This is a genomic window from Mesorhizobium sp. LHD-90, assembly GCF_030929505.1.
Taxonomy (GTDB): Bacteria; Pseudomonadota; Alphaproteobacteria; order Rhizobiales; family Rhizobiaceae; genus Kumtagia.
This window is the reverse complement of record NZ_JAVFVV010000026.1, coordinates 49,792-74,610: the sequence shown is the minus strand read 5'-3', so window position 1 is coordinate 74,610 and position 24,819 is coordinate 49,792. Positions and strand designations below refer to the sequence as shown.

The window sequence follows — 24,819 nt, the reverse complement described above, 5'->3', positions numbered from 1 at the left end:
GGGCGCCCGCCAAACGGAAACCCGGAGGGCCGGGCCGGTTTGGGCCAAATCCATCGGGCTTCGTCTTGTCCGGGCCACCAGCCCGGCCTGCGACAAAGCCCTCGACCTTGGCCCAAACCGTCGCCGGCAGAATGAATCCGATTGGGTGCGACACGCTCTAAGAGACCTGTGTACGGGCGAAGCCCGCCCGCTCCAGCGCCACTTGGATATCCGGCGACTGGAGGGCTGCAAGAAAAGCCTGCACCGCTGGCCGCTCCTTGCGCGACGAGACAAGTGCGAAGTCGTAGTGCTCCTCGGTCAGCGGTATGAAACCCAATCCGGCAGCACGGGCGACAGGTGCGATGGTCACACCCCAGTCGGCGCGCTTCTGCGCGACGGCAGCAGCCACCGCATTATGCGAACGCGGTTGGTTCCAGTAACCTTCCGGGCGCGCGGAGCCGAGCAGTTGGTCGATCAGGATTCGTGTTCCTGACCCCTGGTTGCGGTTAACCATGATGCATTCCGGATCGGCACGTGCGGCCCGCACCGCCTCCTCCGGGTCACGACCCTCGAAGCGCTCGTCGCCGTTGCGGAACACCAGGCCCTGCATGCGCCGCCAGCCCGGCACGAGTTCCAGGCCCTCGGTGAGGAACGGCGCGTTGTAGCTTTGCGTCCGCGGGTCGAACAGGTGGATCGGGGCGATGTCGCATTCGCCGCGTTTCGCGGCGGCGAGGCCGCCGAGACTGCCGACAGCAAGCGTACGCACCGAGAATGCGTCCCGGAAGAGTGCCCCGGCGACCAGGTCGAGCCCTGTACAATGGCTGCCGATGACGACGAGGTCGGGAACGCGGACATGCGGGGTGAACAACGTGACCGGCACTTCGCTCCCGGCCGGAACATGATCGACCAAAGCCTCGATTCGCATAAACCCGTCGGCCTGGGCGAAGGACGTAATCGCGCCGGAGCCCTTGCCGGTCGGGTAGGCGGCCAGCCCCTCCTGCCCCCGGACCAGCGAGACCATGACGAATTCGGTGCGGCCGAGTTCGGAGGGAACGCGGAACGGCACCCGCGCCGTGACCTGCACGTCGACGCGCGGCGGCAACCCGGCCATGCGCCGCAACACCGGCACGACCATGTCGTGGAAGGTGAACATGGCCGAGGTGGGAAAGCCCGGCAGGATGATCACGGGCTTGCCGTCGCACACGGCAAGGCAGAGCGGCTTGCCGGGCTTCAAGGCTACACCATGGGCGATCACGCCGGGCTTGCCCAGGCGTCCGACGATGCGATGACTGATATCGCCGGCGCCCTTGGACGTACCGCCCGAGAGGATCAGCACGTCATGGGCGGCAAGGGCCTGGCGCATGGCGGATTCGAGCGTTGCTTCGTCATCGGGAAAAGCGCCTAGAAAGCTCGCTTCGCAGCCGTTCTCGGTCACTGCCGCGCTGACGATCGGGCCGTTGGCGTCATGGATCGCGGCAGGCCGCAGCGCCTCGCCCGGCTGAACGAGTTCGTCGCCGGTCGACAGTACGGCGACGCGCAGCTTTCGCGCGACTGGCACGCGCGCGATGCCGCAGGCGGCAAGCATTCCGACTTCGCGGGATGCGATCACCGTGCCGGAGCGCAGAAGCACCTCGCCCCTGGCGATGTCGGAGCCGGCGTAGGAGACGAACTGTCCGGGCGAGACGCTCCGCCTCACCTCGATGGCGTCGTCTCCGGCCGCGTGGGTGTGCTCCACCATGACGATCGCGTCGGCGCCGCGTGGCAGGGGACCGCCGGTTGAGATCGGGCTCGCCGTACCCGCCAGCACGGGAAGTTGCGGAACGGTCCCGCAGGCTATCGACTCCGCATTGAGTTCGAGCCGGACGGGTAGCGCCTCCGAGGCCGCGGCGACATCCGCGGCACGCACTGAGAAGCCGTCGACGTTGGAACGGTCGAAGGGCGGCACGTCGACGGGCGCCGTGACGTCCTCGGCAAGCGCAGAGCCAAGCGCCTCGGCCAGGGAACGCACTTCGGCAGGCATTGGCCGTGGGAACAGCGCCGCCTCGAAACGCGCCATCGCCTCCTCACGCGACAATATCGTCAGAAACTGCTCCTGCCGGCTGTCGCGGCGGCTGAACGTCGAGGGATTCGTCATTTCGGGTGGGTCTCAGATCAGGCGGCGAAGCGGACAGGCGCCGATGGTCGTTCCGGCGGCATATCCTTCATTACCGCTGTGGATGGTAACCCACGCTTCCGCCCGTTGTACGGCTTCCACCGAAAACTCTCCCACGGCAAGCGGTGTCCAGCCGGCCTGTTCGCGTCCGAGCAGGGCGATTTCGGTCAGGCCGACCGTGGATGCTATCTTTCGCACGAGCGGCAGCATGATTGTTCGTCGTTCGTGCCTGCCCGACAAACGATCGAGGACCGGCTGCACGAGTGCAAGAAAGGCCCCCAAAGCCTGGTCCGGCGATCCTGGCAGGGCGAGCACCGGCACCGCGCCAAGCCGGCCGATTGCCGTGGTCCCGCCCGGGCGAATCGCAATCCTGTGTGCAATCAGCGCTCCGCGCCGTGCGAGCGCCTCGGCCGTGGGATCGGCACGCCCATCACCCGTCCCTCCAACCAGGATGATCAGATCGCAGGCATCGCCATCGAGCCTTGCGGCTATGGTGGCTGCATCCCTCGCCGCGGCCTCGACCGCCGCCATCGTCGCGCCGCAAGCCTTCAGGGTATCGGTGACCAGAAGCGTCGACAGCGTCTCGCCGCTCGCGGCGGCGACATCGATCACGCGGACACGCGGTGTCCGCACGGCAAGCTGGCTCAGCCCTGCCTTGCGCGCCGCCAGCAGGTCGGCGGCGCAAACGATCTCCCCCTCGAACGCCGGAACGCGGCCCGCCGCCAAATCTTCGCCAGCCCGCCGCACGCCCTCGCCGGGGACAGCTTCCCCTACCGCCTGGGCCATCGGGCCACCCTGATCGACGAGGTCGGCCCGGAGGATGCAGTCGCAACCTTCCGGCATGACATCGCCCGTCTCCACCCAGGCGGGAATGACCATCAGCGGCAGCGGCGAATAGGCCGAGGCCCCGACGAGATCGAGCGCGCGGCACGCCCAGCCGTCCATGGCGGCGGTGTCCCTGACCGGCAGTGCATGGGCCAGCGGCGGCATTTCCGCCGCGACGCGGCCAAGCGCCTGATCAAGCGGCACGGATTCGGGGGTGACCGGCCTGACACCGTCGAGCAGCGCGGCGAGCGCGGCTTCAAGGCTGGTCAGCGTGCCGGTCGGAAGAGACGTTCTCATCATGCCCGGATAATGGGACAGACGCGAACTGCTTTGCAACCGAAAGGCCCTGCCCCGCTCTGAATCTGCAGATCCTAAACTATGATCGCTGCTGCTCAGCGTTCGGGAAGAAGAGCTGCTGGCCGTCGATCTTGAATTCGCCAATCGACTTCTGGCCTTCCGGCGAGACCAGCCAGTCGATGAAGCGCTGGCCTGCCTCGGCCTTCACGCTCGGATGCTTCTGCGGATTCACCAGCATGACGCCGTACTGGTTGAACAGCCGCTTGTCGCCCTCGACGGCGACGTCCAGTTCGCCACGGTTCTGGAACGACAACCAGGTGCCGCGGTCGGATAGCACATAGGCATCCATGGCAGCCGCCGTGTTGAGCGCCGCCCCCATGCCCTGCCCGATCTCCTTGTACCACGGGCCCTTCGCCGCCTCGATGTCGATGCCTGCAACCTTCCAGAGCCTAAGTTCGGCGGAATGGGTCCCGGACTTGTCGCCTCGCGAGATGAAGGGCGCGTCCTTGGCCTCGATCATGGCAAGTGCCGCAGCGATATCCTTGGTGCCGCTGACCCCGGCAGGGTCGCTCTTCGGGCCGATCAGGACGAAATCATTGTACATCACGTCGAAGCGCTTCACCCCGAAGCCTTCCTCGATGAACTTCTCTTCCTGCGCTTTCGCATGGACGAAAACCACGTCCGCATCGCCTCGGCGGCCGGTGTCGAGAGCCTGGCCGGTACCCTGCGCGACGACTTTCACGTCGATCCCGGTTTTCTGCTTGAACATAGGAAGAATATGGCCGAACAGGCCGGAATCCTGTGTCGAGGTCGTGGATGCCACCACGATCGACTGATCCTGCGTCAGGGCCGGTGTAGCGCCGGCGGTCAGCAGGAGAAGTGTGGCGATCGCGGAAAAGATTCGACGGCTCAGCATCTTAGAGCAATGTCCGACCAGATTGAACCATTCTGCCGGCGATGGTTTGGGCCAAGGTCGAGGGCTTCGTCGAATGGCCGTACCGGCGGTACGGTCGAGACGAAGCCCGAAGGATTGGGCCCAAACCAGCCCGGCCCTTCGGGTTTCCGTTTGGCGGGCGCTCGGTTCGTCGGCTTGCTCGGCCGATGGAACCCCATCGACCTTCGCAACCCTCCTGCCGGCCGCCTCGCCAAACGAGAAACAGAATGATGCAATCTGGTCGGACATTGCTCTAAGCTCCGTTCGGTTGTTACAGGACGAGATCGCCGCGGATGAAGGCGGCGGCTTTTGGTGTTGACGGATATTCGAAGAAATCTCCGCTGGCGGCGTGCGCGCAAAGACGACCTCGAACCAGGAACACGACATCTCCCGCCAGCCGGCGCACCTGTCCGAGATCATGCGACGCCATGACGACCTTGGTGCCCGACTGGGCGGCCATGAGGATGATTTCTTCGACGAACCTTGTCGCCGCCGGATCGAGGCTGGCGGTCGGCTCGTCGAGCAACAGGATTTCGGGATCACGCGCCAGCGCGCGGGCAAGCGCCAGCCGTTGCTGTTCGCCGCCGGACAAGCGCCGTGCCGGGTGGTTTGCCAACCCGAGCAAGCCGACGCGCTCGAGCAGTTCGGCCGCGCGGGCGGCACGCAGTCGGCGCGGGCAGCCGGCTTGGCCCAGTGCGTATACGACGTTGGCCGTTGCCGAGCGGCGCAGCATGACGGGTTTCTGGAACAGGATGGCGCGGCGCGCAGGCCCTCGGTCGGTCCGTCCTCCCCAGCTTACGCTGCCGGCCGACGGCGCTGCGAGCCCCATGCAAAGCCGCAGCAGCGAGGTCTTGCCGGAACCGTTGGGGCCAACAACCAGCGTCGGCGCGCCGGGAGTGATCGTCAGGCTCAGGCAATCGAGCATCGTGACTGGTCCCGCGCTTAGGGAGACGCGATCCAGAACGAGCGGCAGATCGCTGGAAGCGGCGCGCATCATCCCGCCCGTTGCTCGGACCAGAGCCGCACGCCCCAGGCGGCCGCGTTGATCAGGATAATGAGAAAGATGAGGATGAGGCCGAGCCCGACGGCCAGCGGAAGGTTCCCCTTCGATGTTTCGAGGGCGACGGTGGTGGTCATGGTTCGGGTGAAGCCGTTGATGTTACCGCCCACGATCATCACCGTGCCGACCTCGGCCGCGGCCCGCCCGAAGCCCGCAAGCAACGCGGTGAAGAGGCTGAAGCGGCTATCCCACAGGAGTGTCGCCACCTGCCCAAGTGGTCCGACGTCCATTGCCGTCAGTTCCTCGCGGTATTCATGCCACAGGTCTTCTATCGTCTGGCGTGTCAGCGCCGCGATTATAGGCAGAACCAGAACCGCCTGGGCGATCACCATGGCGGCCGGCGTGAACAGAAGGCCGAACTCACCGAGCGGCCCGGACCGCGACAGCAGCAGATAGACCGACAGGCCGACGATGACGGGGGGCAGCCCCATGAAGCCGTTCAACACCACGACGACCGCCGAGCGCCCGGGGAATCGCGCCAGGGCCAGCAAGGCCCCCAGGGGCAGGCCAATGACCGCCGCAATGGCAACCGCCGACAGGGTAACGGCCAACGACAGGCGCACGATGGCGAACAGCGTAGCGTCGCCGCTCGCAATCAGTTGCCATGCGCTGAGTTCTTCCGACATTCCACCTTGCCATGGCCGTTGAACGCCCATTTCCTGCAAATCTTCCGGCAATGTCAAATTGTTGAACCTGCACAGGAATATGCATATCAATGCAGGATGGAACTGCTGACGACATCCGAAGCCGCCGATTATCTGCGTATTGGCGAGCGCAAGCTTTACGAGCTGGTCGCGGAAGACCGAATCCCCTGCAGCAAGGTGACGGGCAAGTGGCTGTTCCCGCGCCATGAGCTCGATCGCTGGGTCATGGCCGGGCTCGCGCGGCCAGCGGGGATGATCCCGCCGGAACCGCCGCCGATCGTCGGCGGCAGCCAGGACGATCTGCTCGAATGGTGCCTGCGCCAGTCGGGCTCGGGTCTAGCCTCGCTGGCGGAAGGTACGGAAGGCGGCGTCATGCGCCTGCTGCGCGGCGAAGTCGCCGCCGCGGCGATCCATTTTCACGGCGGCGCAGCCGATCCCAATGCGGATGCCGTGCGGTCAATGCCACGGCTGCACGATGCCGTGCTGGTCGGTTTCGCCCGGCGCGAACAGGGCCTGCTGCTGCAGCCGGGCAATCCCCGGTCGCTCCACAGCCTGGCCGATGTCCTTGCGGCCGGCGCCCGGATGGCGATGCGCCAGCCCGGCGCCGGTGCTCAAATGCTGCTCGATGTCCTGCTCGCCCGCGCCGGCTCGGACATGAAGGCGTTGAATCGGCTCGATCCGCCCTGCCTGACCGGGCCCGATCTCGCCGCGGCGGTCCGCACCGGACAGGCCGATTGCGGCATCGCCACGCGCGCGGCGGCACGCGCGGCCGGCCTCGACTTCGTGCCGCTGGCCTGGGAGAGCTTCGATCTGCTGATGCGCCAGCGGACCTACTTCCAGCCCCCGCTCCAGGCCCTTTTGCACTTCTTGCAGCGGGACGGCTTCGCGAGGCGCGCCGCCGAACTCACCGGGTATGACCCCCACCCGGCCGGACAGATCCGGTTCTACCAATAGAAGGCTCCTGCGAGCCGCGCGTCGCCTCAGCCGAGATCGATCTCGCCTTCGACGACGTGATGCAGGCCGGCCGCCTCCGAGGTGATCACCGCCTTTACCGTCAGACGCCCCTGCCCCTTCAGCCCTTTTTGCTCAACGGCCTTTTCGATGGCCTGCTGCGAGGTCACGCCGACCTGCTTGAGGAACTTGCGCATCGATACGTTGAAGGGATCGGTTTCCATGTTTTGGGTCATATGATTGCCTCGAACAGCGTGAAGGTTTGGCCGGTCCGGCAAGATCGAGAGCGGTTGCTGCGAGCGGCGCTGCCGGTGAACGGAGCACGGAACGGCCTGCTGTGCAATGAATAAGACGCTTGCGATATGTCTGGCGACGATCGCTCCCTTCGTCTTCGGGGCGACCGCGCACGGCGCCGACCTGCGCGGCCATGGCGGTCCGGTGCGGGCGATCTTGGTGACGCCGGATGGGAAGACGGCGATCACCGGCAGCTTCGACAGCAAGGCAATCGTCTGGTCGCTGGACAACGGCGAAGCGCGCGAGGTGCTGCTTTTCCACGACGGCCAGGTCAATGCCGTAGCGGCGCTGCCGGACGGACGCTTTGCCACCGCGGGGACCGACGGTCGCATCGCGATCTGGGAGCACGGCCGCGACGCGCCTGCACGCATCCTCGAAGGACATGCCGCGCCCGTCTCCGCGCTTGCCGTGTCGGCCGACGGCTCCATGCTCGCGTCCGCGTCCTGGGACACCAGCGTGCGGGTCTGGCCGCTTTCCGGCGGCGCGCCGCGCGTTCTCGAAGGCCATCGCGGCAATGTCAACGCGGTGGCCTTCCTGTCCGACGGCACGCTGGTCAGCGCCGGCTACGACGCGGCCGTCATCTTGTGGCCACACGAGGCCGGCGTGGCCCCCGTCCGCGTCGCCATGCCGGCCCCGCTCAGCACGCTGGCAACGACGTCGGACGGCCGCCTGTTTGTCGGAGCGGCCGACGGGAAAGTGCGCGAGCTCGATCGCAGCGGCGCGATCCTCGCCGAGGTCCAGGTCTCGTCGAGGCCGGTGATCGCGCTGGCCGCCTCGGCCGATGGCAAACATCTCGCCGCCGCGGGCGTCGACGAGCCGATCCTGTTGCTGGATACCGCCAGCCTGAAGCCCGAGCGAATCCTCGATGCGTCCGGCGCGCCGGTGTGGTCGCTCGCCTTCGGGGCCGGCGGCGACACGCTGCTGGGCGGTGGAGGGGATAATCTCGTGCGCGAATGGAATGTCGCTACGGGCAAGCGTCGCGGAGCGCCTGCCCGCGGCCAGACGGATCCCATGGCCGATTATGCCGGCAATCCCGACGCCAAGGTCTTCCGTGCCTGCATCGCCTGCCACACGCTCGATCCGGACGACGGCAGCCGCGCCGGCCCGACGCTGCACGGCATCTTCGGCCGCAAGATCGCAACCCTGCCCGGCTACCGCTATTCACCCGCATTCAGGAAGATGAACATCGTCTGGACGCCGGAGACCGTGGCGAAACTGTTCGAACTCGGCCCGAACGCCTACACGCCCGGCACCAAGATGCCCGAACAGACCATCGGCAACCCCGACGACCGGGCGGCCCTCATCCGCTTCCTTCAGGCCGAGACGCGCACCGACTGAAGGTCACTCGGGCTTGTCATCCGGCTTCTCACGCGCCCGGAGATAGTCTTCCGTCGTTCGCGGCGGCGATCGGCCGGCGCCGGCATATGGATCGAACCCCTCGCTCATGACGGCGTCGACGCGGCAATTGTCGCACATGCGCACCAGGTCGAGCCGCTTTGCGTTCGCACCCGAGAACATCCAGTGCTTGCCTTCGAGCCTGGCGACAATACGCTCGACCGTGCTCCTTGTGCCGAATGGCTTGGCACAGCGGATGCAATTGTACGGCTCCTCCTCCTTCACCACCCGGCGCGGCGCGTTCCATGCCGCGAAATCCAGCCGCGGCGCCAGCGTGATCACCTGCTCCGGACAGGTCGCGGCGCAGAGGCCGCATTGGACGCAGGCGCTCTCGGAAAAATGCAGGGCCGGCCGCTCTTCGCTGTCGGAAAGCGCGCCCGTCGGACAGGCCGACACGCAGGAAAGGCAGAGGGTGCAGCCCTCGACGTCGACCTCGATCCCGCCGAACGGCGCGTCCGCCGGCAGGGCAACGCGATCGACCGGCGTCGGCGCGGCACGGTGCAACTCAGTCATGGCGAGCGCCAGCAGGCTGCGCTTCCGGCCCAGCGGCAGGAAGGTCGCCGGGCGGCGCGGCGTCGGATGCGGGGCGATCAGGTCAAGCGCCGAAGCAAGCAGGTCGGGATCGTCCGCTTCGATCGTCCCGCAGACGTCCGTGCCGTAGCCGAGAGACTGGGTCAGGAGGTTGGCGATGGTGACGTTTGCGGCAATGCCGGCCGCCCCGTGCTTCGGCCTGGACGCGCGGAGCACCCTGACTGCGACGGCGCCCCAGGCGACGGGTGCGGTCCATGCTTCCAGGCCCAACTGGCTTGTCTCGTTCACCGCGACAGGCAGGACGTTTGGCGGCAGACCCGCTCCAAAGCGGGCGAGCGCGTCGATGAGAGGTTCGCCGTGGCCAGCATCGTGGAACAGCACGACCGCGTCGCCGCCGCCTGCTTGGCTGTAGGTGAGAAGAAGTGTCCTCAGCCGCCGAAGCAGCGATTCCGCGTCCGGCACGGCGTAGGCGGCGGCACCCGTCGGACATGCCGCGGCGCAACTGCCGCAGCCGGCGCACACTTCCGCATCGATCGCGACATGGTCGCCAGCCGGCGCTATCGCCCCGGTCGGGCACAAATCGAGGCACCGCGTGCAGCCGATGATCCGCGACCTTGAATGGGCGCACAGGTCGGGGGAAAAATCGATGAAGCGCGGCTTGTCGAATTCACCGGCCAGATTGGCCGCTTTTGCGATCGCGATTGCGACGGAGGCCGGATCGCCGGGATCGGCCCTGACGTAGCCGTCGCGCAGTTCATGCGCGGAAAAGAGCGGAATGCCGCCGGCCAGGTCGAGGATGATGTCCGCATTCGAGACCGTTCCGTCGCGCGCAGCCCCGAAGCGCAGGCGGTCGCGTGAAGATGGAGCCGGCGCCGCGAAATCGTCGACCGTCAGCTCGAAGGCGCCGAGATGGCCCCGCGCATTCCGTATGGTTCCTTGCGCCACAGGGAAATCCCAGACCCTGTGCGGTACGACTTCGCGCGGCCGGGTCAGCAGCACAGTGACGTCCAGCGTGTCCGCGAGCTGCCGGCCCGCATCGATCGCGGTCTCGTTGGAGCCATAGACCAGGACAACGCCGTCGCTTGAAAGCGTGACCGTTGCGGGGGCGGAAACGGGTTCGGCCGCCATGGCCAGCAGGGCAGCCGCTTTCGCGCCGGCGGCGCCGGCGCCCTTCGCCCAGCCCGCCGTCTCGCGAATATTGGCGAAAGCGAGCTCGCCCTCGAAGCCGATCTCCTCGGCGAGCTCGCGAAAAAGCGGCGCCTGCTGCGTGCAGCCGATCGTCACCGCGCCGCCGCCTGCCATGACGGCCTTCACCCGGTCGAATTCCGCGCCGCAAAACCAATCCCCGGCTTCGACCCGTGCGCCCTTGCACACGCGGGCCACGCTGCCGGCAAAATCCGGCATGCTCCGTTCGCAGGAGCAGACAAGTACCGTCCGTGGTTTTTCCTTGCCCATTTCTCTCCGGTGACGCGACACAGTCCAGGCGGTGGCGTCGTCTCTTTGGAACCATTATAAAGAGGATAAGTTCGCCGTCACCAATTTATGGACCGGCATCATGTCGCCGCCCGCATCGGCCACCGGCCGCGCTCTCGATCTGCCCCCGCCCTACAGTCTCGTCCAGTTGCGGGAGGCGGGCGATGCGTTCGCGCATGCCTGCGCCATCGCCGGCGACCAAGGGGCCGGCACGCTCGTCTGGGTACGCCGCTACGATCTGGCCGAATTCGCGGTAGTGCTCGAGCCCGAGCATCCCTTGGCGGAAGCGCGCCGCGCGCTCTATGCCGGCATGAACGCGCTTGCCGATGCCCTTGCGGCCCAGGCGCCGCCGTCGCGGCCCATCACCTTCGACTGGCCGGACGCGATCCGCGTCGACGGAGTCCTGGTTGGCGGCGGCCGGCTGGCCTGGCCCCCCGGGGCCCGGGAAGATCGGGTCCCCGACTGGATGGTTTTCTCCGCCATGTCCCGCACGGCCGTCATCTCCGCCGGCGAGCCGGGTCTGCGGCCCCTGCTCGGGGCGCTTGACGAACTGGGCTTCGAAGCGCTCGATGCGCGTGAGATGATCGAGAGCTTCTCCCGCCATCTGATGACTGCGTTCCACGAATGGGGCGAAACCGGTTTTGGCTCGATTGCCGGCCGGTGGCTCGACCGGATGGCCCAACCGGGCGACGTCCGGCTCGCCGGCAATGGCGACCTGCTGATTTCGCAAGAGGCGGCGTCGTCCGGACGACGCAGCCTGGCCGATGCCCTTGCCACGCCCTCCTGGCTCGATCCCGCGACGGGGACGCCATGGCTCTGAAGCTGCCGCGGACTATCCGCCTCGACCCTTCCGACACCTTCGTCTACGCACGCGCGGCCGAGCCGGGCGAATGGGCGGTGACCGGCACCTTCCTGTTCTTCGGCGCCGATGTGGACAAACTCTCGGGCAAGGAGCGGCAAGCCTTCCGCGGCGGGTTCCTCGGTATCGACAGCTTCGGCTGGTCCACGCTCGCGGTCGTCACCGAGGCGACCGCGGAGGACCGCGCCGCCGCGGTCGCCACGCTTGCTGGCCAGCTTGTCGCGCACTGCGGCGCACCCGACACTGGAACCGCGCTGGCGGCCGCCGAAGAGGAGGTGGCCTTCGCCCAGTCGCTTTGCGATCACCCGGCGAACACCCTGCTCGGTCTTCACCGGACCAGCGAAAACGGCGGCATCCGCGAGTCGTTCCGCACCTTGCACCGCAAGGCCAGCCGCCTGGAGCCGGCGACCGCGTTCCGCTTCGTCGAGGTGGAGGAAGACTTGCCGGCAGAGGAGGTCGACCTCCTCGCCCTCGCCCGAGGGCGACGATGAAGGATTTCTGGGTTTCCTCGGGTCATCATTTGCTTGACCGCAACCAGGCCGGGCACCTGATCGTGACCGATCCCTTCCTGAAGGCCTATCTCGCGCGGCCGGAGCTTCTTCCGCCGGAAACCGCTTGCGAGGCTGAACTGCGCCTGCATCACGAGCTTTTGATGCACCACCCGCGGCGGCCCGTCGGCGAGGCGGAGATCGCCGCGATGCAAGACGCGGATGCCCGGGAGAACTGGGCGTTCATGATCGCTTTCCGCGACCATCTTCTCGCCTTTCCTTCGCTCGAGGCGGCCTATCTCGCGCTGGCGCGCGGCTCCGCGGTCGCCATCCCGCCGCTCTTCATGAACCAGCTCGCGCAGGTCGTCCTGCGCAATGCGCTTGATGGCGAGAACGATCCTTTCGTGTTGCGCGCCGCCGAACTGTTCTATCGCCCGCAGCGGGTAACCGCTCACGAAGGCGCACTGCTCCTCGCCGACGCCGAAACCGTCGAAGTGCACGAGCAGAACCGCCATGCCTCCCCTCTGCTGGCCATGCTCGGCGGTCCTGCCGTGACCGAGCTGGACATCCTCGATGAAGGCAGCGCCGAAGCCTATTTCGCCCGCAGCGATGCGTTCGACATGGTGCTCGATCTCGGCGGTCCGGGCAGCGCGGCCCGGCGCGGCCTCGCGGCCGCGATGCAGGCCTGGATCCGCCATCTGCTCGGCGTCGATGTCTCGGTCGAGCCCGTGGAGCGGATCGAAGACGAGGACTGGGCCTGGTTCGTCGGCCTTGACGCCGAGGCGACGCGGATCGGCAACGCATTGTGGACAGGAAGTGAGCCTGACCCGCAGGCGGGCGAGCGCGTCGTTGCGCTGTTCCGGCTTGCCTTTTCCGACGTTGGGGAGGTTCAGCCGCAAGTTGGCGCCAGGCCTGTCTGGCTGATCATGGCGATGACGCAAGACCGGACGATCCGCATGAAGCCGCAGAACCTTGTCGCCGGTCTGCCGCTGCGCGCCGCGGCGGCGGTTAGTTAGGAGGTCGTCATGGTGCGCGAGACAGCGGAGGTTGGCGTCGTCGTCGAGCGGCGGACCCTGAACAATCCGTGGGCCGATCACGTCTGGATACCGGTCGCGGTTCTGGCGGGCGTGGCCGCGGCCGCGCCGTGGACGGTGCTGTCCGAAACGGCCGAAGTGACTCGCTTCTATGCCGGTGCATTCGAGCTGGAGTTCTTCGGGTCCGATACCGCCATGTACCGCGACAATCTCCGTTCCGGGAGGCCGAGCCTGTGGGTGTCGCTTCGGCAAGTGGACGCACCACCCGGAATCGCACTGCAGGTCGTTACCGCCGATCCCTCCGAAGGCGAGTCGCTGACTGAGGCGGGCAGCGATATCATCGAGGCGCTCCCGATGCCGATCGAACTCCAGCAGCAACTGGCCGCGTTCGTCGAGGCGCATCACGTCGAGCGCCCCTTCGTCAAGCGCCAGCGCGACCGCGCCGACACGGAGTCGATGGCACGGCGGATACCTGCTTCCAGGCCACCGGACGAAACGCGATGAGCGCCGGGCGCGACAACATTTTCGCCCGCTGGTCACGCCGCAAGCGGGCCGCGCAAACCAGCGAATCGCAGCCGCCGGACGACACCGAGACTGCGAGCCTTCCACCGCCGGCGGGCGCTGAAGAAACCGTCGCCGGCGAGCGACAGGAGGTTGCCGCGCCGGCCACGGCGGAGGCCGAAGCTGTCGGTCCCGGCCAGCCGCTCCCGAGCCTTGAAGATCTCACCGCCGAAAGCGACCTTTCAGCCTTCCTGCGCAAAGGTGTGCCCGGGGACCTGAAAAGCGCAGCGTTGCGAACGATGTGGTCGCTCGATCCGGCTATTCGCGATCATGTCGGCCTCGCCGAATATGCCTGGGACTTCAATCAGCCGGGGGCGATGGCAGGGTTCGGCCCGCTCGATGCGAAAGAAGCCGTCGTCGATTTCCTGTCGACCATCGGTCGCGGCCCGGCAACGGACGTGGAAGACCCGGAGGCGTCGACCCAGGCGCCCGCACAACCTCCAGATCCTCCCGAACAGGCGTCGGCCACCCCGCCGGACAATGCGTCCGAGTCCGCCTCGGCGGATGCCTCGCCGGCCCGGTACAACGCGGCGATCTCTCAGCTCGACTCGCCGGATCCTGTTCCCCGCCCACCGGGAGCAACAAGGTCGAGCGGCGAACCGCGCAAAAAAAATCCTGCCAGGCCGCGCCACGGAGGAGCCATGCCGCGCTGATGCGGCCCGGGCCGGTCGTTTTTGTCCATAGACTGTTGCAATCGGTCGAGGTGGGGGTAGTATGAGTCCACCCAATCTTGGGTGCCACGGTCGAGGTTAAAAATGAACCCGGACTTGGCCCTGGACCAGGCAATTGCGATGTCGGGCGGCACCAATGCTCCGGCCGTCGACGCCGGGGCAGATGATGTCGAAGACGTCGATCGCGCACGAGCGGACGAATATGCTCTGCTTGCCTCGCTCCTGCTCGTCGCGCCGGACGCGGTCCTGCTAAAGCAAATCGCACAATTGCAAGGCAGCCGTGATACGCCGCTCGGTGTCGCTCACGCGGTATTGGCACAGGCAGCGGCATCGGCCTCCGCCGATTCACTCAAGCGTGAGTATTTCGAGCTCTTCATCGGCGTCGGGCGAGGCGAACTGCTTCCCTACGCCTCATACTACCTGACCGGCTTCCTCAATGAACGGCCGCTCGCCCGGCTGCGCGGCGACATGAAGCGTTTGGGCCTCGAACGCACCGATGGCCATTTCGACCCGGAGGATCACATCGGCACGCTCTGCGAGATCATGAGCGGCTTCGCCGGCGGCCGCTTCGCGGTCTCGGCCGGCGACGAACGTGACTTCTACGTGCGCCACGTCGCTCCATGGGCGGGACGCTTCTTCGCCGATTTGGAGGATGCCGCCGCGGCGGAATTCTACCGCGCCGTCGGTTCGCTGGGCCGGATATTCGTCGACATCGAGGCGGAAGCCTTCGCCATGGAGGCGCGACGAAGCGCGTGAAAACGGGCCGGCCGCGCGACATGACCGCGCCGGCACACAGGGAGGATGAAAGATGCGGGAAACGCCAGGGACAGTACTCAGCCGCCGCAACTTCCTTCGAGCTTTCGGCGGAGCCTCCACGACCGCCGTGGCCGCGGTGGCGCTCACGCCGCAAGAGGCGCAGGCCTACGACCCCGGCGCGGACGAGATGCGGGCGCGCTACCAGGAGACCGATCACGTCAAGGCCTTCTACCGCGTGAACAGCTACCCCTTGAAGAAGTGAGGACGCCATGCTGACGAAGCGGAAAAATGGACAGGCGAGCCACACGAAACTTCAGGCCATCATGGGCAACCCGGCGTCGGCGCCGATGGACCGCCGGACGTTCCTGCGCCGGTCGGGCCTCGTCGTCGGCGGCATGGCGGCGGTCGGCGCGTTGCAGCTCGGCACCGTCAGGCAGGCCGAGGCGATCAGCGCGCCGCAGCCTGGCGTGCCGATCGAGCTGAAGAAAAGCATCTGCACGCATTGCTCGGTCGGGTGCACCGTCACGGCCGAGGTCCAGAACGGCGTTTGGACCGGTCAGGAGCCCTCGTGGGACAGCCCGTTCAACCGCGGCTCGCATTGCGCCAAGGGCGCCAGCGTGCGCGAGCTGGTGCACAGCGACCGGCGCCTCAAATACCCGATGCGGCTGACCGGCGGGCAATGGGAGCGCATCACCTGGGACGAGGCGATCAACGGCATCGGCGACAAGCTTCTCGAAATTCGCGAGAAGTCCGGGCCGGAATCCGTCTACTGGATGGGATCGGCGAAGTTTTCCAACGAAGGCACCTATCTCTTCCGTAAGCTCGCGGCGCTGTGGGGAACCAACAACCAGGATCACCAGGCGCGCATCTGCCACTCGACGACGGTTGCCGGCGTAGCCAACACCTGGGGCTACGGCGCGATGACCAACTCGTACAACGACATCCGAAACTCCAAGACGATGCTTGTCCTGGGCGGAAATCCGGCCGAGGCGCATCCGGTTGCGATGCAGCACCTGCTCGAGGGCAAGGAGCTCAACAACGCCAACCTGATCGTCATCGACCCGCGCTTCACCCGCACCGCCGCGCACGCCACCGAATATGTGCGCTTCCGGTCCGGCACCGACATCGCGCTCCTCTGGGGCATGCTCTGGCACATCTTCGAGAATGGCTGGGAGGACAAGGAGTTCATCGCGCAGCGCGTCTACGGCATGGACGAGGTGCGCAAGGAAGTCGCCAAATACACACCGGACGAGGTGGAGCAGATCACCGGGGTGCCCGGCGATCAGGTCAAGCGCGTGGCCGAGATGTTCGCCACGCAGAAGCCGTCGACGATCATCTGGTGCATGGGACAGACGCACCATACTGTCGGCACCGCCAATACCCGCGCAAGCTGCATCCTCTGCCTCGCCACCGGCAACATCGGCAAGCCGGGCACCGGCGCCAATATCTTCCGCGGCCACGACAACGTGCAGGGCGCGACCGACATCGGGCTCGATGTCGTCACGCTCCCCTTCTACTACGGGCTTACGGAAGGCGCCTGGAAGCACTGGTCGCGGGTCTGGGAGATTCCCTATGAGGATCTCCTCGGCCAGTTCGGGTCCAAGGATCTGATGGAAACCCCCGGCATCCCGCTGACCCGGTGGTTCGATTCGGTGACGCTGCCCAAGGAGGACGTCCAGCAGCCCGACATCATGAAGGCGATGTTCGTCCAGGGCCATGCCAGCAACAGCATCACCCGAATCCCGGATTCGGTGAAGGGCCTGGCGGGCCTGGAACTGCTCGTCGTCGCCGACCCCCATCCAACCACATGGGCGTCGCTGGCGGTGCAGGCGGGGCGCAAGGACGGCACCTACCTGCTGCCGGTCTGCACCCAGTTCGAAACCTCTGGCTCGCGCGTCGCCTCCAACCGGTCGCTTCAGTGGGGCGAGCAGATTGTCCCGCCGAGTTTCGAGCAGAAGGACGATTACCAGGTCCTATACCTGCTGTCGCAGAAGCTCGGTCTCGCCGACTGGATGTTCAAGAAGATCGCGGTCGAAGGCGATCGGCCGGTGCCCGAGGACATCCTGCGCGAGATGAACCGCGGCAGTTGGTCAACGGGTTATTGCGGCCAGTCGCCTGAGCGGCTCAAGGCGCATATGAAGAACCAGCACAAATTCGATCTGGTCACCTTGCGTGCGCCGAAGGACGATCCGGAGGTCGGCGGCGACTATTACGGCCTGCCCTGGCCGTGCTGGGGCAAGCCGGAGATCCGCCACCCTGGAAGCCCAAATCTCTACAGCACCGGCCGCCACGTCATGGATGGCGGCAGCCCGTTCCGCGCCCGCTTCGGCGTTGAACGGAATGGCGAAACGCTTCTCGCCGAAGGCTCCTATACGGAGGGCTCCGAACTCACCGACGGCTATCCGGAGTTCACCATGGCCGTGCTCCAGAAACTCGGCTGGGACACGGATCTGACCCCGGAAGAACGCGGCGTCATCCAGACGATCGGCGACGACATGGGCGGTATCGGCAAGGTGTCGTGGTCGACCGACCTGTCGGGCGGCATCCAGCGCGTCGCGCTCAGCCACGGCTGCCACCCCTATGGCAACGGCAAGGCGCGCGCGGTCGCGTGGAACCTGCCCGACCCGGTGCCTATCCACCGCGAGCCGATCTACACGCCGAGGGTGGATCTGGTCGCGAAGTACCCGACCTATCCCGACGCCAAGCAGTTCCGGCTGCCCAACATCGGCTTCAGCGTGCAGAAGGCGGCGGTGGACAAGGGCATCGCCAAGTCCTTCCCGATCATCCTCACCTCCGGCCGGCTCGTCGAATACGAGGGCGGTGGCGAGGAAACCCGGTCGAACAGATGGCTGGCCGAGTTGCAGCAGGACATGTTCGTCGAGATCAACCCGGCCGATGCGTCGGAGCGCGGCATCGGCGACGGCGCCTGGGTCTGGGTGAACGGAGCGGAGAACAACTCCAAGGCCAGGGTTAAGGCGCTGGTGACCGAGCGCGTCGGCAAGGGCGTCGCCTTCATGCCTTTCCACTTCGGCGGCTGGTTCCAGGGCGTCGACATGCGCGCCAACTATCCGGAGGGAACCGATCCCTACGTGCTCGGCGAAAGCGTCAACACCATCACCACCTACGGCTACGACCCGGTGACGGGAATGCAGGAGCCGAAGGTCACGCTGTGTCAGATCGCGGCGGCGTAGAGGGAGGGACCGACAATGGCCAGAATGAAGTTCCTTTGCGACGCCGACCGCTGCATCGAGTGCAATGCCTGCGTCACCGCCTGCAAGAACGAGCACGACGTGCCGTGGGGGATAAACCGGCGCCGCGTCGTCACCATCAATGACGGCAAGCCAGGCGAACGCTCGGTCTCGATGGCCTGCATGCACTGCACCGACGCCCCCTGCGCGGCCGTCTGTCCGGTCGACTGCTTCTACACGACCGCCGACGCGGTGGTCCTGCACTCGAAGGATCTCTGCATTGGCTGTGGCTATTGCTTCTACGCTTGCCCGTTCGGCGCGCCGCAATACCCACGCGTCGGCAATTTCGGCTCGCGCGGCAAGATGGACAAATGCACCTTCTGCGCTGCCGGCCCCGAGCCGGATTCCACAGAGGCCGAATACGCCAAATACGGCGCCAACCGGCTGGCCGAAGGCAAGCTGCCGCTCTGCGCCGAAATGTGCTCGACCAAGTCGCTGCTGGCCGGAGACGGCGAGATCATCGCGGCCATCTACAAGGAACGGGTGACGCAGCGCGGCTACGGCTCCGGCGCGTGGGGCTGGCAGACTGCCTATCGGGAGACGGTCGCGATCTGACGGTGAAGCAGGCCCGCTGTCGCACCGAAGCGAACTAGGGTTGGATCAGGCTTTCGGGAGCCGGAACCGAAGTTGGGCGCGAAGCGGTCAAAGCGCCGTTGCAGGCATCCAAGCGAGAACGTCAACCGCCCCAGGGAGGACGGAGAAATGCAGGTCTGGAATCTTGGTCGACTGGTCGCGCCGGCTGTCGCGATGTTCATCCTGGCTTTCGGGCTGCTGATCCTTCCCTCGGGGGCGCAGGAGGCATCCGGCAGCAATCCGACCGCCCAGGCCGTGAACGAGCAGCAGCTTCTCGACGAACTGAACAAGATCCAGGGCCGCGTCTCCATCCCGGACGGGAAAGCCGCGACCCTGCAGCAGCCGCAGGGGCGCGACTATCGCGGCTTCCACGAGGGCGCGCTGCCGTGGATCGGCGGCATCGCCATCCTCGGCATGCTGCTCCTGCTCGCGCTGTTCTACTTCTTCCGGGGCCGCATCCGCACCCTGGCGGGTGAATCGGGAATCAGGATCCTGCGCTTCAACGCGATCGAACGGCTCGCCCATTGGACCACGGCTGCGGCCTTCATCGTCCTTGCCATCACCGGTCTGAACTTCATCTTCGGCAAGCGGTTGCTGATGCCGCTCATCGGGCCGGAGGCGTTCTCCACCTGGTCGGTCTGGGCGAAATACGCGCATGACTTCGTGGCCTGGGCCTTCATGCTCGGCGTCCTGGTCATCCTGGTTGCTTGGGTATGGGACAATCTTCCGGACCGCTACGACGCGAATTGGCTCAAGACCGGCGGCGGAATGTTCGACAAATCGAACAGGACGCATCCGCCGGCGGCGCGCTTCAACACGGGCCAGAAACTCATCTTCTGGGCGGTCGTTCTGGGTGGAATCGCCTTGTCGGCGACGGGCATTCTCATGCTGTTCCCGTTCTCCTTCGCCGACGTCAACGGCATGCAGATGGCGCAGTATGTCCATGCGACAGTCGGCGTCTTGATGATCGCGGTCATCATCGCCCACATCTATATCGGCACGCTCGGCATGGAGGGCGCCTATGACGCGATGGGATCGGGCACCGTCGATCTGAACTGGGCGAAGGAGCATCACAGCGTCTGGGTGGCGAAGGAGCAGGCGAAGGCCGAGCCAAAGGTGCCGCCGCGGGCCAGACCCGAACCGGCCGAGTAGCCTATCCGTCTCGACAGCCCCCCCTCACAGGACCTTCGGGCCACCTCTCCCCCTGCCCGGGGAAGAGGTGAGGAGCTTCAGCGATTGGCGCCAAGCTTGCGGCCGGCGCCCTCTCCCCCAGGCAGGGGGAGAGGTGGCCCGAAGGGCCGGTGAGGGGGTGCTGCCTCCTCGCCTCGCCGCAGGCGAGGAGGATAATCTGACGAAGAAAGCCGATTGCTGTGCCGTTTAAAGCACGTCTCGCTTTTGTAGATTCAGGATTCCGGTTTTGGCGGTTTGGTGATTCATTGTGGTTCGAAGGGAGAACCGCGATGGCCAAGCCGTTACCGATGGCGTTGCGTGAGCGTGTTGCGGCGTTTGTGGACGAGGGCCACAGCAACCGGGAGGCGTCCCGTCATTTCCGGGTCTCGCCGAAGTTCGTGAACGACTTGATGAAGCTGCGCCGCGAGACGGGTTCGCTCTCGCCGCGGCGCCAGGGTCATGGGATCGGCGGTGGCAAGCTCGCCGATCACGCCGCATTCGTGGGTCGGCGCATGAACGAGACGGGCGAACTGACGCTCGACGAGCTGTGCGTGGAACTGGAAGGGCGCGGGGTCACGGTGCACCGCTCCAGCGTGGCGCGTTTGCTTCACCGGCTGGGCTTCAGTCACAAAAAAAGACACTCCGGGCGAGCGAGCACCAGCGCCCCGACATCCGGCACGACCGCGAGCTTTGGATGGAGCGGCGCAAGCCCTTCCTCGACAAGGCCCTGACACGGCTCGTCTTCATCGACGAGACCTCGACCAACACACGGCTGACCAAGCGGACCGGCTGGGCGCCCAGGAGCGAGCGCTACCGGACGTCCGCGCCGTTCGGCGGCTGGAAGACACAGACCTTCATTGCCGGGCTGAGATGCCACGGCATGATCGCGCCGTGGATCGTCGATGCGCCGATGAACAAGGCCCGCTTCGAGCTCTATGTCGAGACCCAGCTCGCACCCGAACTCGAGCCGGGCGACGTCGTCATTCTCGACAACGTCGCCTTCCACAAGAGCGAGCGGGCGGCCGAACTGGTGCGCCAGCGCGGCGCCTGGCTGCTGCCGCTGCCGGCCTACTCGCCCGACCTCAACCCGATCGAGATGGCCTTCTCCAAGCTCAAGGCGCTGCTCAGGAAGAAGGCCGCCAGATCCTTCGATGCCATCTGCGACGCACTCAAGGAGATCTGCAATCTGTTCGATCCCATCCAATGCCGGAATTTCTTCAAAGCAGCAGGATATGAGGCCAATTAAACGCGACGTGCTTTAGGCCGACGGTCAAGGAAAATGAACACCTGGTATGAGAACCCGCAGGCGTCTGTCGATGGCAGACTGCTACGACGCCGTCTCGGCCGCGGCGTCGGTAGGCTCGCCCGTCCAGTTCTGCCCGACCAGATTGTGGCCGGGATCGCCCACCCGCGTGCTTTCGGTGCTGAATGCCTGCCACGCCGGCTCCTGCCGGGCTTGCAGAAGATAGCCGGCGCCGATGGCGATCACGGCAGCAACGACAATTCCGGTCAAGATCATGCGCATCCCGCCACTCCTTCCTGTTGCCGAACCGGGCCGTCGAACGGACGAGCCCGGGTAATGTGATTCAATTCGTCTCGGCGGCGCGACGCCTTTTGCTGCGGCTGCTCTGTGGCCGTTTCGGGCGGCGCACCGGACTACTGCTGATATTGCAGATCGAGCGCGGCCAGTGCAATCAGCGGCGGCGGCATGGCGACACCCGCCACCCGCATTTCACGAGCCACCTTCTGGCATTGCGCGATGTCGTTGGCCGTTGCGAGTTCCTCCGCCCGAGTCATGTCCAGGACAGTTTCCTTCGGCGTGCTCGTGACATCCGCGGGCGGCAACGGCGCCGCCCTGCTCTCCTTCTGCGGCGCGTTGGTCGCCGATCCGCTGGCGGCGTTGTCCTTGGCCGGTTTCGGCGCGTCGGTTGCAACGCCATCCTGTCCGGTGATCTTCTGCGCGGACCCCGTCCCGGCTTCGGCTTTGGCCGGATTGCTGGCGGCGGTCGTGCCCTGCTGCGCCGGAGCCGGTTTGGCCGCAGTCGCTGGTGTAGCCGGCTCGGGCGGAGGCGCCTTCATGAAAGCCAGCAATTCCTGGCAAAGATTGGCGGGACCGCCCGGTTGCGAAGCGTCGGTCTGGATCGCAGGAGCCGTCGGCGACTCAGGTGCGGCCGGCTGCTGCGGAGAATTGGTCTGGGCGAACGACGCTGAAGCTGACAGGGCGAAGATCCCTGCGAGAACGGTCTTTCTCATCACTGATGCTCCTCCCGTGCGAACCTCCACCGCCACTGACCAGTCTAAAGCAAAGTCCGCCCGGATTGAACCATTCTGCGACGGTTTCGTCCCGCGGACTTCGTCGCGACCTGGAGATCCGGAAGATACGAACCCGAAGGCCCTTCGGAACGTCGGCTCGATGGGGCGGTAAAACCTATCGACCTACGACCCTCTAACGCTGAGCGTGCCTGTACGATCCATGACCGTGCAAGTTCTGTCGCAAGCAAGCGCACGCGCGCCTCGCTGGACGGTCTAAAAGTCCTCGTCCCGTCCTATCTCGCGAATTTTCGGGCGCCGGCCACACAGGCGATGACCGCGACGGTCACGAGAACCATCGACATCGTCACCGGCTCGTGCAGCAGCGTCGCGGCCAGCGCCAGGCCGAAGAATGGTTGCAGAAGCTGCAACTGGCCGACGGCGGCAATGCCGCCCTGCGCCAAGCCGCGATACCAGAACACGAAGCCGATCAGCATGCTGAACAGCGAGACGTAAGCCAGCCCGATCCAGGCAGGCATTTCTATGCCCGAGAACGTCGGCGGCATCGCGGCAAACGTGAGTGCTGCCATGACCGGCAGCGACAGCACCAGCGCCCATGAGATCACCTGCCAGCCGCCGAGCGTGCGCGACAATCTTGCGCCCTCTGCGTAACCCAGGCCGCAGACGACGACCGCCGCCAGCATCAGCGCATCGCCGGCCGGCGATGCGCTCAACCCCTGCGACAGGGCAAAACCCGCCACCAACGCGCTGCCGAGCACGGAAAAAATCCAGAACACCGGTCTCGGACGCTCCCCGCCGCGGATGACGCCGAAAATGGCGGTCGCCAGCGGCAGCAATCCGATGAAGACGATCGAGTGCGCCGCCGTGACGTGCCGCAGCGCCAGCGCCGTCAGCAAGGGAAAACCGACCACCACGCCAAGGGCAACGACGATCAGCGATGCGAGGTCGCGCCGCGCCGGACGCTTTTCCCTGAACGCCAGCAGCAGGCAAAGCGCCAGCACACCGGCGATTGCCGCCCGTGCGGCCGTCAGGAAGACAGCGTCGAACTGCATGACGGCGACGCGTGTCGCCGGCAGCGATCCGCTGAAGATCACCACGCCGATGAGGCCGTTGATCAAACCCGCCGTCCGATCCATGCGCCGGCCTTTCGATTGTCGGCCTTCTATCGACGTCTCGCGCTGGCGCGGCCAGTCACAATCCGGTACAGTTTTGCCAAACTGTTATGCCCACGGATACAATACGGATGAACGAGCAATTGGCCGGCGGAACCAGGGTCGGCATGGTCATGGCCACCATCCGCCAGCGGATTGCCGGCCGCGGCCTGACGGCCGGCGCGAAACTGCCGTCGATCCGGCGGATGGCCTCGACCCTGAAAGTCTCGTCCTCGACGGTCGTCGATGCCTACGAGCGGCTGGTCGCCGAAGGCGCCATCCATGCCCGCGCCGGCTCGGGTTTTTATGTCGCCAGCCAGGCCGCACCCCTGTCGCTGTCGGAGGTCGGTCCGAAGCTCGACCGTGCCGTCGACCCGTTCTGGGTGTCGCGGCAGTCGCTGGAGGCGAGCGACGATACATTGAAACCCGGCTGCGGATGGCTGCCGCCGTCCTGGCTGCCGGAGGAAGGTATCCGCAAGGCGCTGCGCGCCGCCTCGCGCGCCGACGGCTCCGTGCTGGCCGACTACGGCTCGCCGCTCGGCCTGCCGCCGCTGCGCCAACTGATCGTGCGCCGCATGGCCGAGCACGGCATCGAGGCTTCGCCGGACCAGGTCATGCTGACGGAGTCTGGCACGCAGGCGTTGGATCTGCTGTGCCGGCTGCTGCTCGAACCCAACGACACGGTGCTGATCGACGATCCCTGCTATTTCAATTTCCAGGCGCTGCTGCGGGCGCACCGCGTCGCCATGGTCGGCGTGCCCTACACGGCCAGCGGCCCGGACATCGAGCGGCTCGCAGCCGTGCTTGCGGCGCATCGGCCGAAACTCTACCTGACCAATGCCGCGATCCACAATCCCACCGGCGCGGTCTTGTCGCCGGTGACGGCCCACAGGGTGCTGAAGCTCGCGGAACAATTCGGCCTGACCATCGTCGAGGACGACATTTTTGCCGATTTCGAGCACACGCCGGCGCCGCGCCTGGCGGCGTTCGACGGGCTCGACCGCGTCATCCATATCGGCAGTTTTTCGAAAACGTTATCGGCCTCGGCGCGCTGCGGTTTTGTTGCCGCCCGGCCGGAATGGATCGAAGGACTGATCGACCTGAAGATCGCCACCTCCTTCGGCGGCGGGCGGCTCAACGCGCAACTGGTGCTGTCGGTGCTGAGCGACGGTGGCTACCGCAAGCACATGGACGGCCTGCGCACCCGGCTCTCGCGCGCCATGGCCGACGTGGCGGCCAGGCTGGAAGCCATCGGCGTAAAACCCTGGCTGATGCCGCAGGCCGGCATGTTCTTGTGGTGCCGCCTGCCCGGCGGCGCCGATGCCGCCGACGTCGCGCGGGCGGCGCGGACGGACAATGTGGTGCTGGCGCCGGGCAATGTGTTCAGTCTTTCGCAGACTGCGACCAATTCCATGCGCTTCAACGTCTCGCAGACGCTGGACGAGCGTGTTTTCGACGCACTGCGGCGAGCGGTCGGACAGGCCGGTTGAGCGGGCGCACGC

25 protein-coding genes are annotated in these 24,819 nt (G+C 66.3%); 15 read left to right on the top strand and 10 right to left on the bottom strand.

Annotated elements, in window-relative coordinates:
- Positions 1-157: 157 nt before the first annotated feature.
- The 5 genes from RB623_RS26875 to RB623_RS26855 all read right to left on the bottom strand — a co-directional run bounded on the left by RB623_RS26875 (position 158) and on the right by RB623_RS26855 (position 5,873).
- On the bottom strand, positions 158-2,113 hold the full coding sequence (locus RB623_RS26875) for a molybdopterin biosynthesis protein (protein ID WP_308060190.1): 1,956 nt from the start codon (positions 2,111-2,113) through the stop codon (positions 158-160).
- 12 nt (positions 2,114-2,125) lie between these two features.
- Complete coding sequence (locus tag RB623_RS26870) at positions 2,126-3,397, bottom strand: molybdopterin-binding protein (RefSeq protein ID WP_308060189.1); 1,272 nt, start codon at positions 3,395-3,397, stop codon at positions 2,126-2,128.
- Positions 3,333-4,169, bottom strand: coding sequence for an extracellular solute-binding protein (locus tag RB623_RS26865; protein ID WP_308060188.1), 837 nt, complete (start codon positions 4,167-4,169; stop codon positions 3,333-3,335). The genes RB623_RS26870 and RB623_RS26865 overlap by 65 nt, the downstream gene beginning before the upstream one ends.
- 289 nt (positions 4,170-4,458) lie before the next feature.
- Complete coding sequence (locus RB623_RS26860) at positions 4,459-5,181, bottom strand: ATP-binding cassette domain-containing protein (RefSeq protein ID WP_308060194.1); 723 nt, start codon at positions 5,179-5,181, stop codon at positions 4,459-4,461.
- A complete protein-coding gene (locus RB623_RS26855) occupies positions 5,181-5,873 on the bottom strand; it encodes an ABC transporter permease (protein ID WP_308060187.1) in 693 nt (230 codons plus the stop codon). The genes RB623_RS26860 and RB623_RS26855 overlap by 1 nt, the downstream gene beginning before the upstream one ends.
- 96 nt (positions 5,874-5,969) lie before the next feature.
- Between RB623_RS26855 and RB623_RS26850 the strand changes: the two genes are divergently transcribed.
- A complete protein-coding gene (locus tag RB623_RS26850; protein ID WP_308060186.1) occupies positions 5,970-6,845 on the top strand; it encodes a helix-turn-helix transcriptional regulator in 876 nt (291 codons plus the stop codon).
- A gap of 26 nt (positions 6,846-6,871) precedes the next feature.
- On the opposite strand, the gene RB623_RS26845 is transcribed toward RB623_RS26850, so the two are convergent.
- Entirely contained in the window at positions 6,872-7,078 is a 207-nt protein-coding gene (locus tag RB623_RS26845) for a DUF6494 family protein (protein ID WP_308060185.1), read from the bottom strand.
- Positions 7,079-7,184: 106 nt separating this feature from the next.
- Here RB623_RS26845 and RB623_RS26840 point away from each other — a divergent pair, with 106 nt between their 5' ends.
- On the top strand, positions 7,185-8,474 hold the full coding sequence (locus RB623_RS26840) for a c-type cytochrome (protein ID WP_308060184.1): 1,290 nt from the start codon (positions 7,185-7,187) through the stop codon (positions 8,472-8,474).
- A gap of 3 nt (positions 8,475-8,477) precedes the next feature.
- On the opposite strand, the gene RB623_RS26835 is transcribed toward RB623_RS26840, so the two are convergent.
- On the bottom strand, positions 8,478-10,517 hold the full coding sequence (locus RB623_RS26835; RefSeq protein ID WP_308060183.1) for a 4Fe-4S binding protein: 2,040 nt from the start codon (positions 10,515-10,517) through the stop codon (positions 8,478-8,480).
- A 100-nt stretch (positions 10,518-10,617) separates the two neighbouring features.
- On the opposite strand from RB623_RS26835, the gene RB623_RS26830 reads away from it, so the two are divergent.
- From RB623_RS26830 to RB623_RS26775, 12 genes are all read left to right on the top strand, one after another.
- On the top strand, positions 10,618-11,355 hold the full coding sequence (locus RB623_RS26830) for a biotin/lipoate--protein ligase family protein (RefSeq protein ID WP_308060182.1): 738 nt from the start codon (positions 10,618-10,620) through the stop codon (positions 11,353-11,355).
- A complete protein-coding gene (locus RB623_RS26825) occupies positions 11,346-11,885 on the top strand; it encodes a DUF6505 family protein (protein ID WP_308060181.1) in 540 nt (179 codons plus the stop codon). The genes RB623_RS26830 and RB623_RS26825 overlap by 10 nt, the downstream gene beginning before the upstream one ends.
- Positions 11,882-12,898 (top strand): DUF6352 family protein, encoded by a 1,017-nt coding sequence (locus tag RB623_RS26820; RefSeq protein ID WP_308060180.1) that lies wholly within the window; start codon positions 11,882-11,884, stop codon positions 12,896-12,898. The genes RB623_RS26825 and RB623_RS26820 overlap by 4 nt, the downstream gene beginning before the upstream one ends.
- A 9-nt stretch (positions 12,899-12,907) precedes the next feature.
- A complete protein-coding gene (locus tag RB623_RS26815; protein ID WP_308060179.1) occupies positions 12,908-13,420 on the top strand; it encodes a DUF3305 domain-containing protein in 513 nt (170 codons plus the stop codon).
- A complete protein-coding gene (locus RB623_RS26810) occupies positions 13,417-14,130 on the top strand; it encodes a DUF3306 domain-containing protein (protein WP_308060178.1) in 714 nt (237 codons plus the stop codon). The genes RB623_RS26815 and RB623_RS26810 overlap by 4 nt, the downstream gene beginning before the upstream one ends.
- 102 nt (positions 14,131-14,232) lie before the next feature.
- Positions 14,233-14,904, top strand: coding sequence for a molecular chaperone TorD family protein (locus tag RB623_RS26805; protein ID WP_308060177.1), 672 nt, complete (start codon positions 14,233-14,235; stop codon positions 14,902-14,904).
- A gap of 52 nt (positions 14,905-14,956) precedes the next feature.
- Complete coding sequence (locus RB623_RS26800) at positions 14,957-15,166, top strand: formate dehydrogenase (RefSeq protein ID WP_308060176.1); 210 nt, start codon at positions 14,957-14,959, stop codon at positions 15,164-15,166.
- A 7-nt stretch (positions 15,167-15,173) separates the two neighbouring features.
- Positions 15,174-18,095: a formate dehydrogenase subunit alpha gene (locus RB623_RS26795; RefSeq protein WP_308060175.1), complete on the top strand. Its 2,922-nt coding sequence runs from the start codon at positions 15,174-15,176 to the stop codon at positions 18,093-18,095.
- A 15-nt stretch (positions 18,096-18,110) separates the two neighbouring features.
- On the top strand, positions 18,111-18,707 hold the full coding sequence (gene fdh3B, locus RB623_RS26790; protein WP_308060174.1) for a formate dehydrogenase FDH3 subunit beta: 597 nt from the start codon (positions 18,111-18,113) through the stop codon (positions 18,705-18,707).
- Between the two features lie 147 nt (positions 18,708-18,854).
- Positions 18,855-19,877, top strand: a complete 1,023-nt coding sequence (locus RB623_RS26785) for a formate dehydrogenase subunit gamma (RefSeq protein ID WP_308060173.1) — start codon at positions 18,855-18,857, stop codon at positions 19,875-19,877.
- A gap of 308 nt (positions 19,878-20,185) precedes the next feature.
- Complete coding sequence (locus RB623_RS26780; protein ID WP_308060172.1) at positions 20,186-20,626, top strand: winged helix-turn-helix domain-containing protein; 441 nt, start codon at positions 20,186-20,188, stop codon at positions 20,624-20,626.
- Entirely contained in the window at positions 20,566-21,141 is a 576-nt protein-coding gene (locus tag RB623_RS26775) for an IS630 family transposase (RefSeq protein WP_308060193.1), read from the top strand. Before RB623_RS26780 ends, RB623_RS26775 begins: the two co-directional genes overlap by 61 nt.
- Before the next feature lie 81 nt (positions 21,142-21,222).
- Here the strand turns inward: RB623_RS26775 and RB623_RS26770 are convergent, their stop codons facing one another.
- The 3 genes from RB623_RS26770 to RB623_RS26760 form a co-directional block, all read right to left on the bottom strand.
- Entirely contained in the window at positions 21,223-21,420 is a 198-nt protein-coding gene (locus RB623_RS26770; protein ID WP_308060171.1) for a hypothetical protein, read from the bottom strand.
- Between the two features lie 131 nt (positions 21,421-21,551).
- Positions 21,552-22,178 (bottom strand): hypothetical protein, encoded by a 627-nt coding sequence (locus RB623_RS26765; RefSeq protein ID WP_308060170.1) that lies wholly within the window; start codon positions 22,176-22,178, stop codon positions 21,552-21,554.
- A 263-nt stretch (positions 22,179-22,441) separates the two neighbouring features.
- Positions 22,442-23,302 (bottom strand): DMT family transporter, encoded by an 861-nt coding sequence (locus tag RB623_RS26760; RefSeq protein ID WP_308060169.1) that lies wholly within the window; start codon positions 23,300-23,302, stop codon positions 22,442-22,444.
- Between the two features lie 107 nt (positions 23,303-23,409).
- On the opposite strand from RB623_RS26760, the gene RB623_RS26755 reads away from it, so the two are divergent.
- A complete protein-coding gene (locus RB623_RS26755) occupies positions 23,410-24,807 on the top strand; it encodes a PLP-dependent aminotransferase family protein (protein WP_308060168.1) in 1,398 nt (465 codons plus the stop codon).
- The last annotated feature ends 12 nt before the right edge of the window (positions 24,808-24,819 follow it).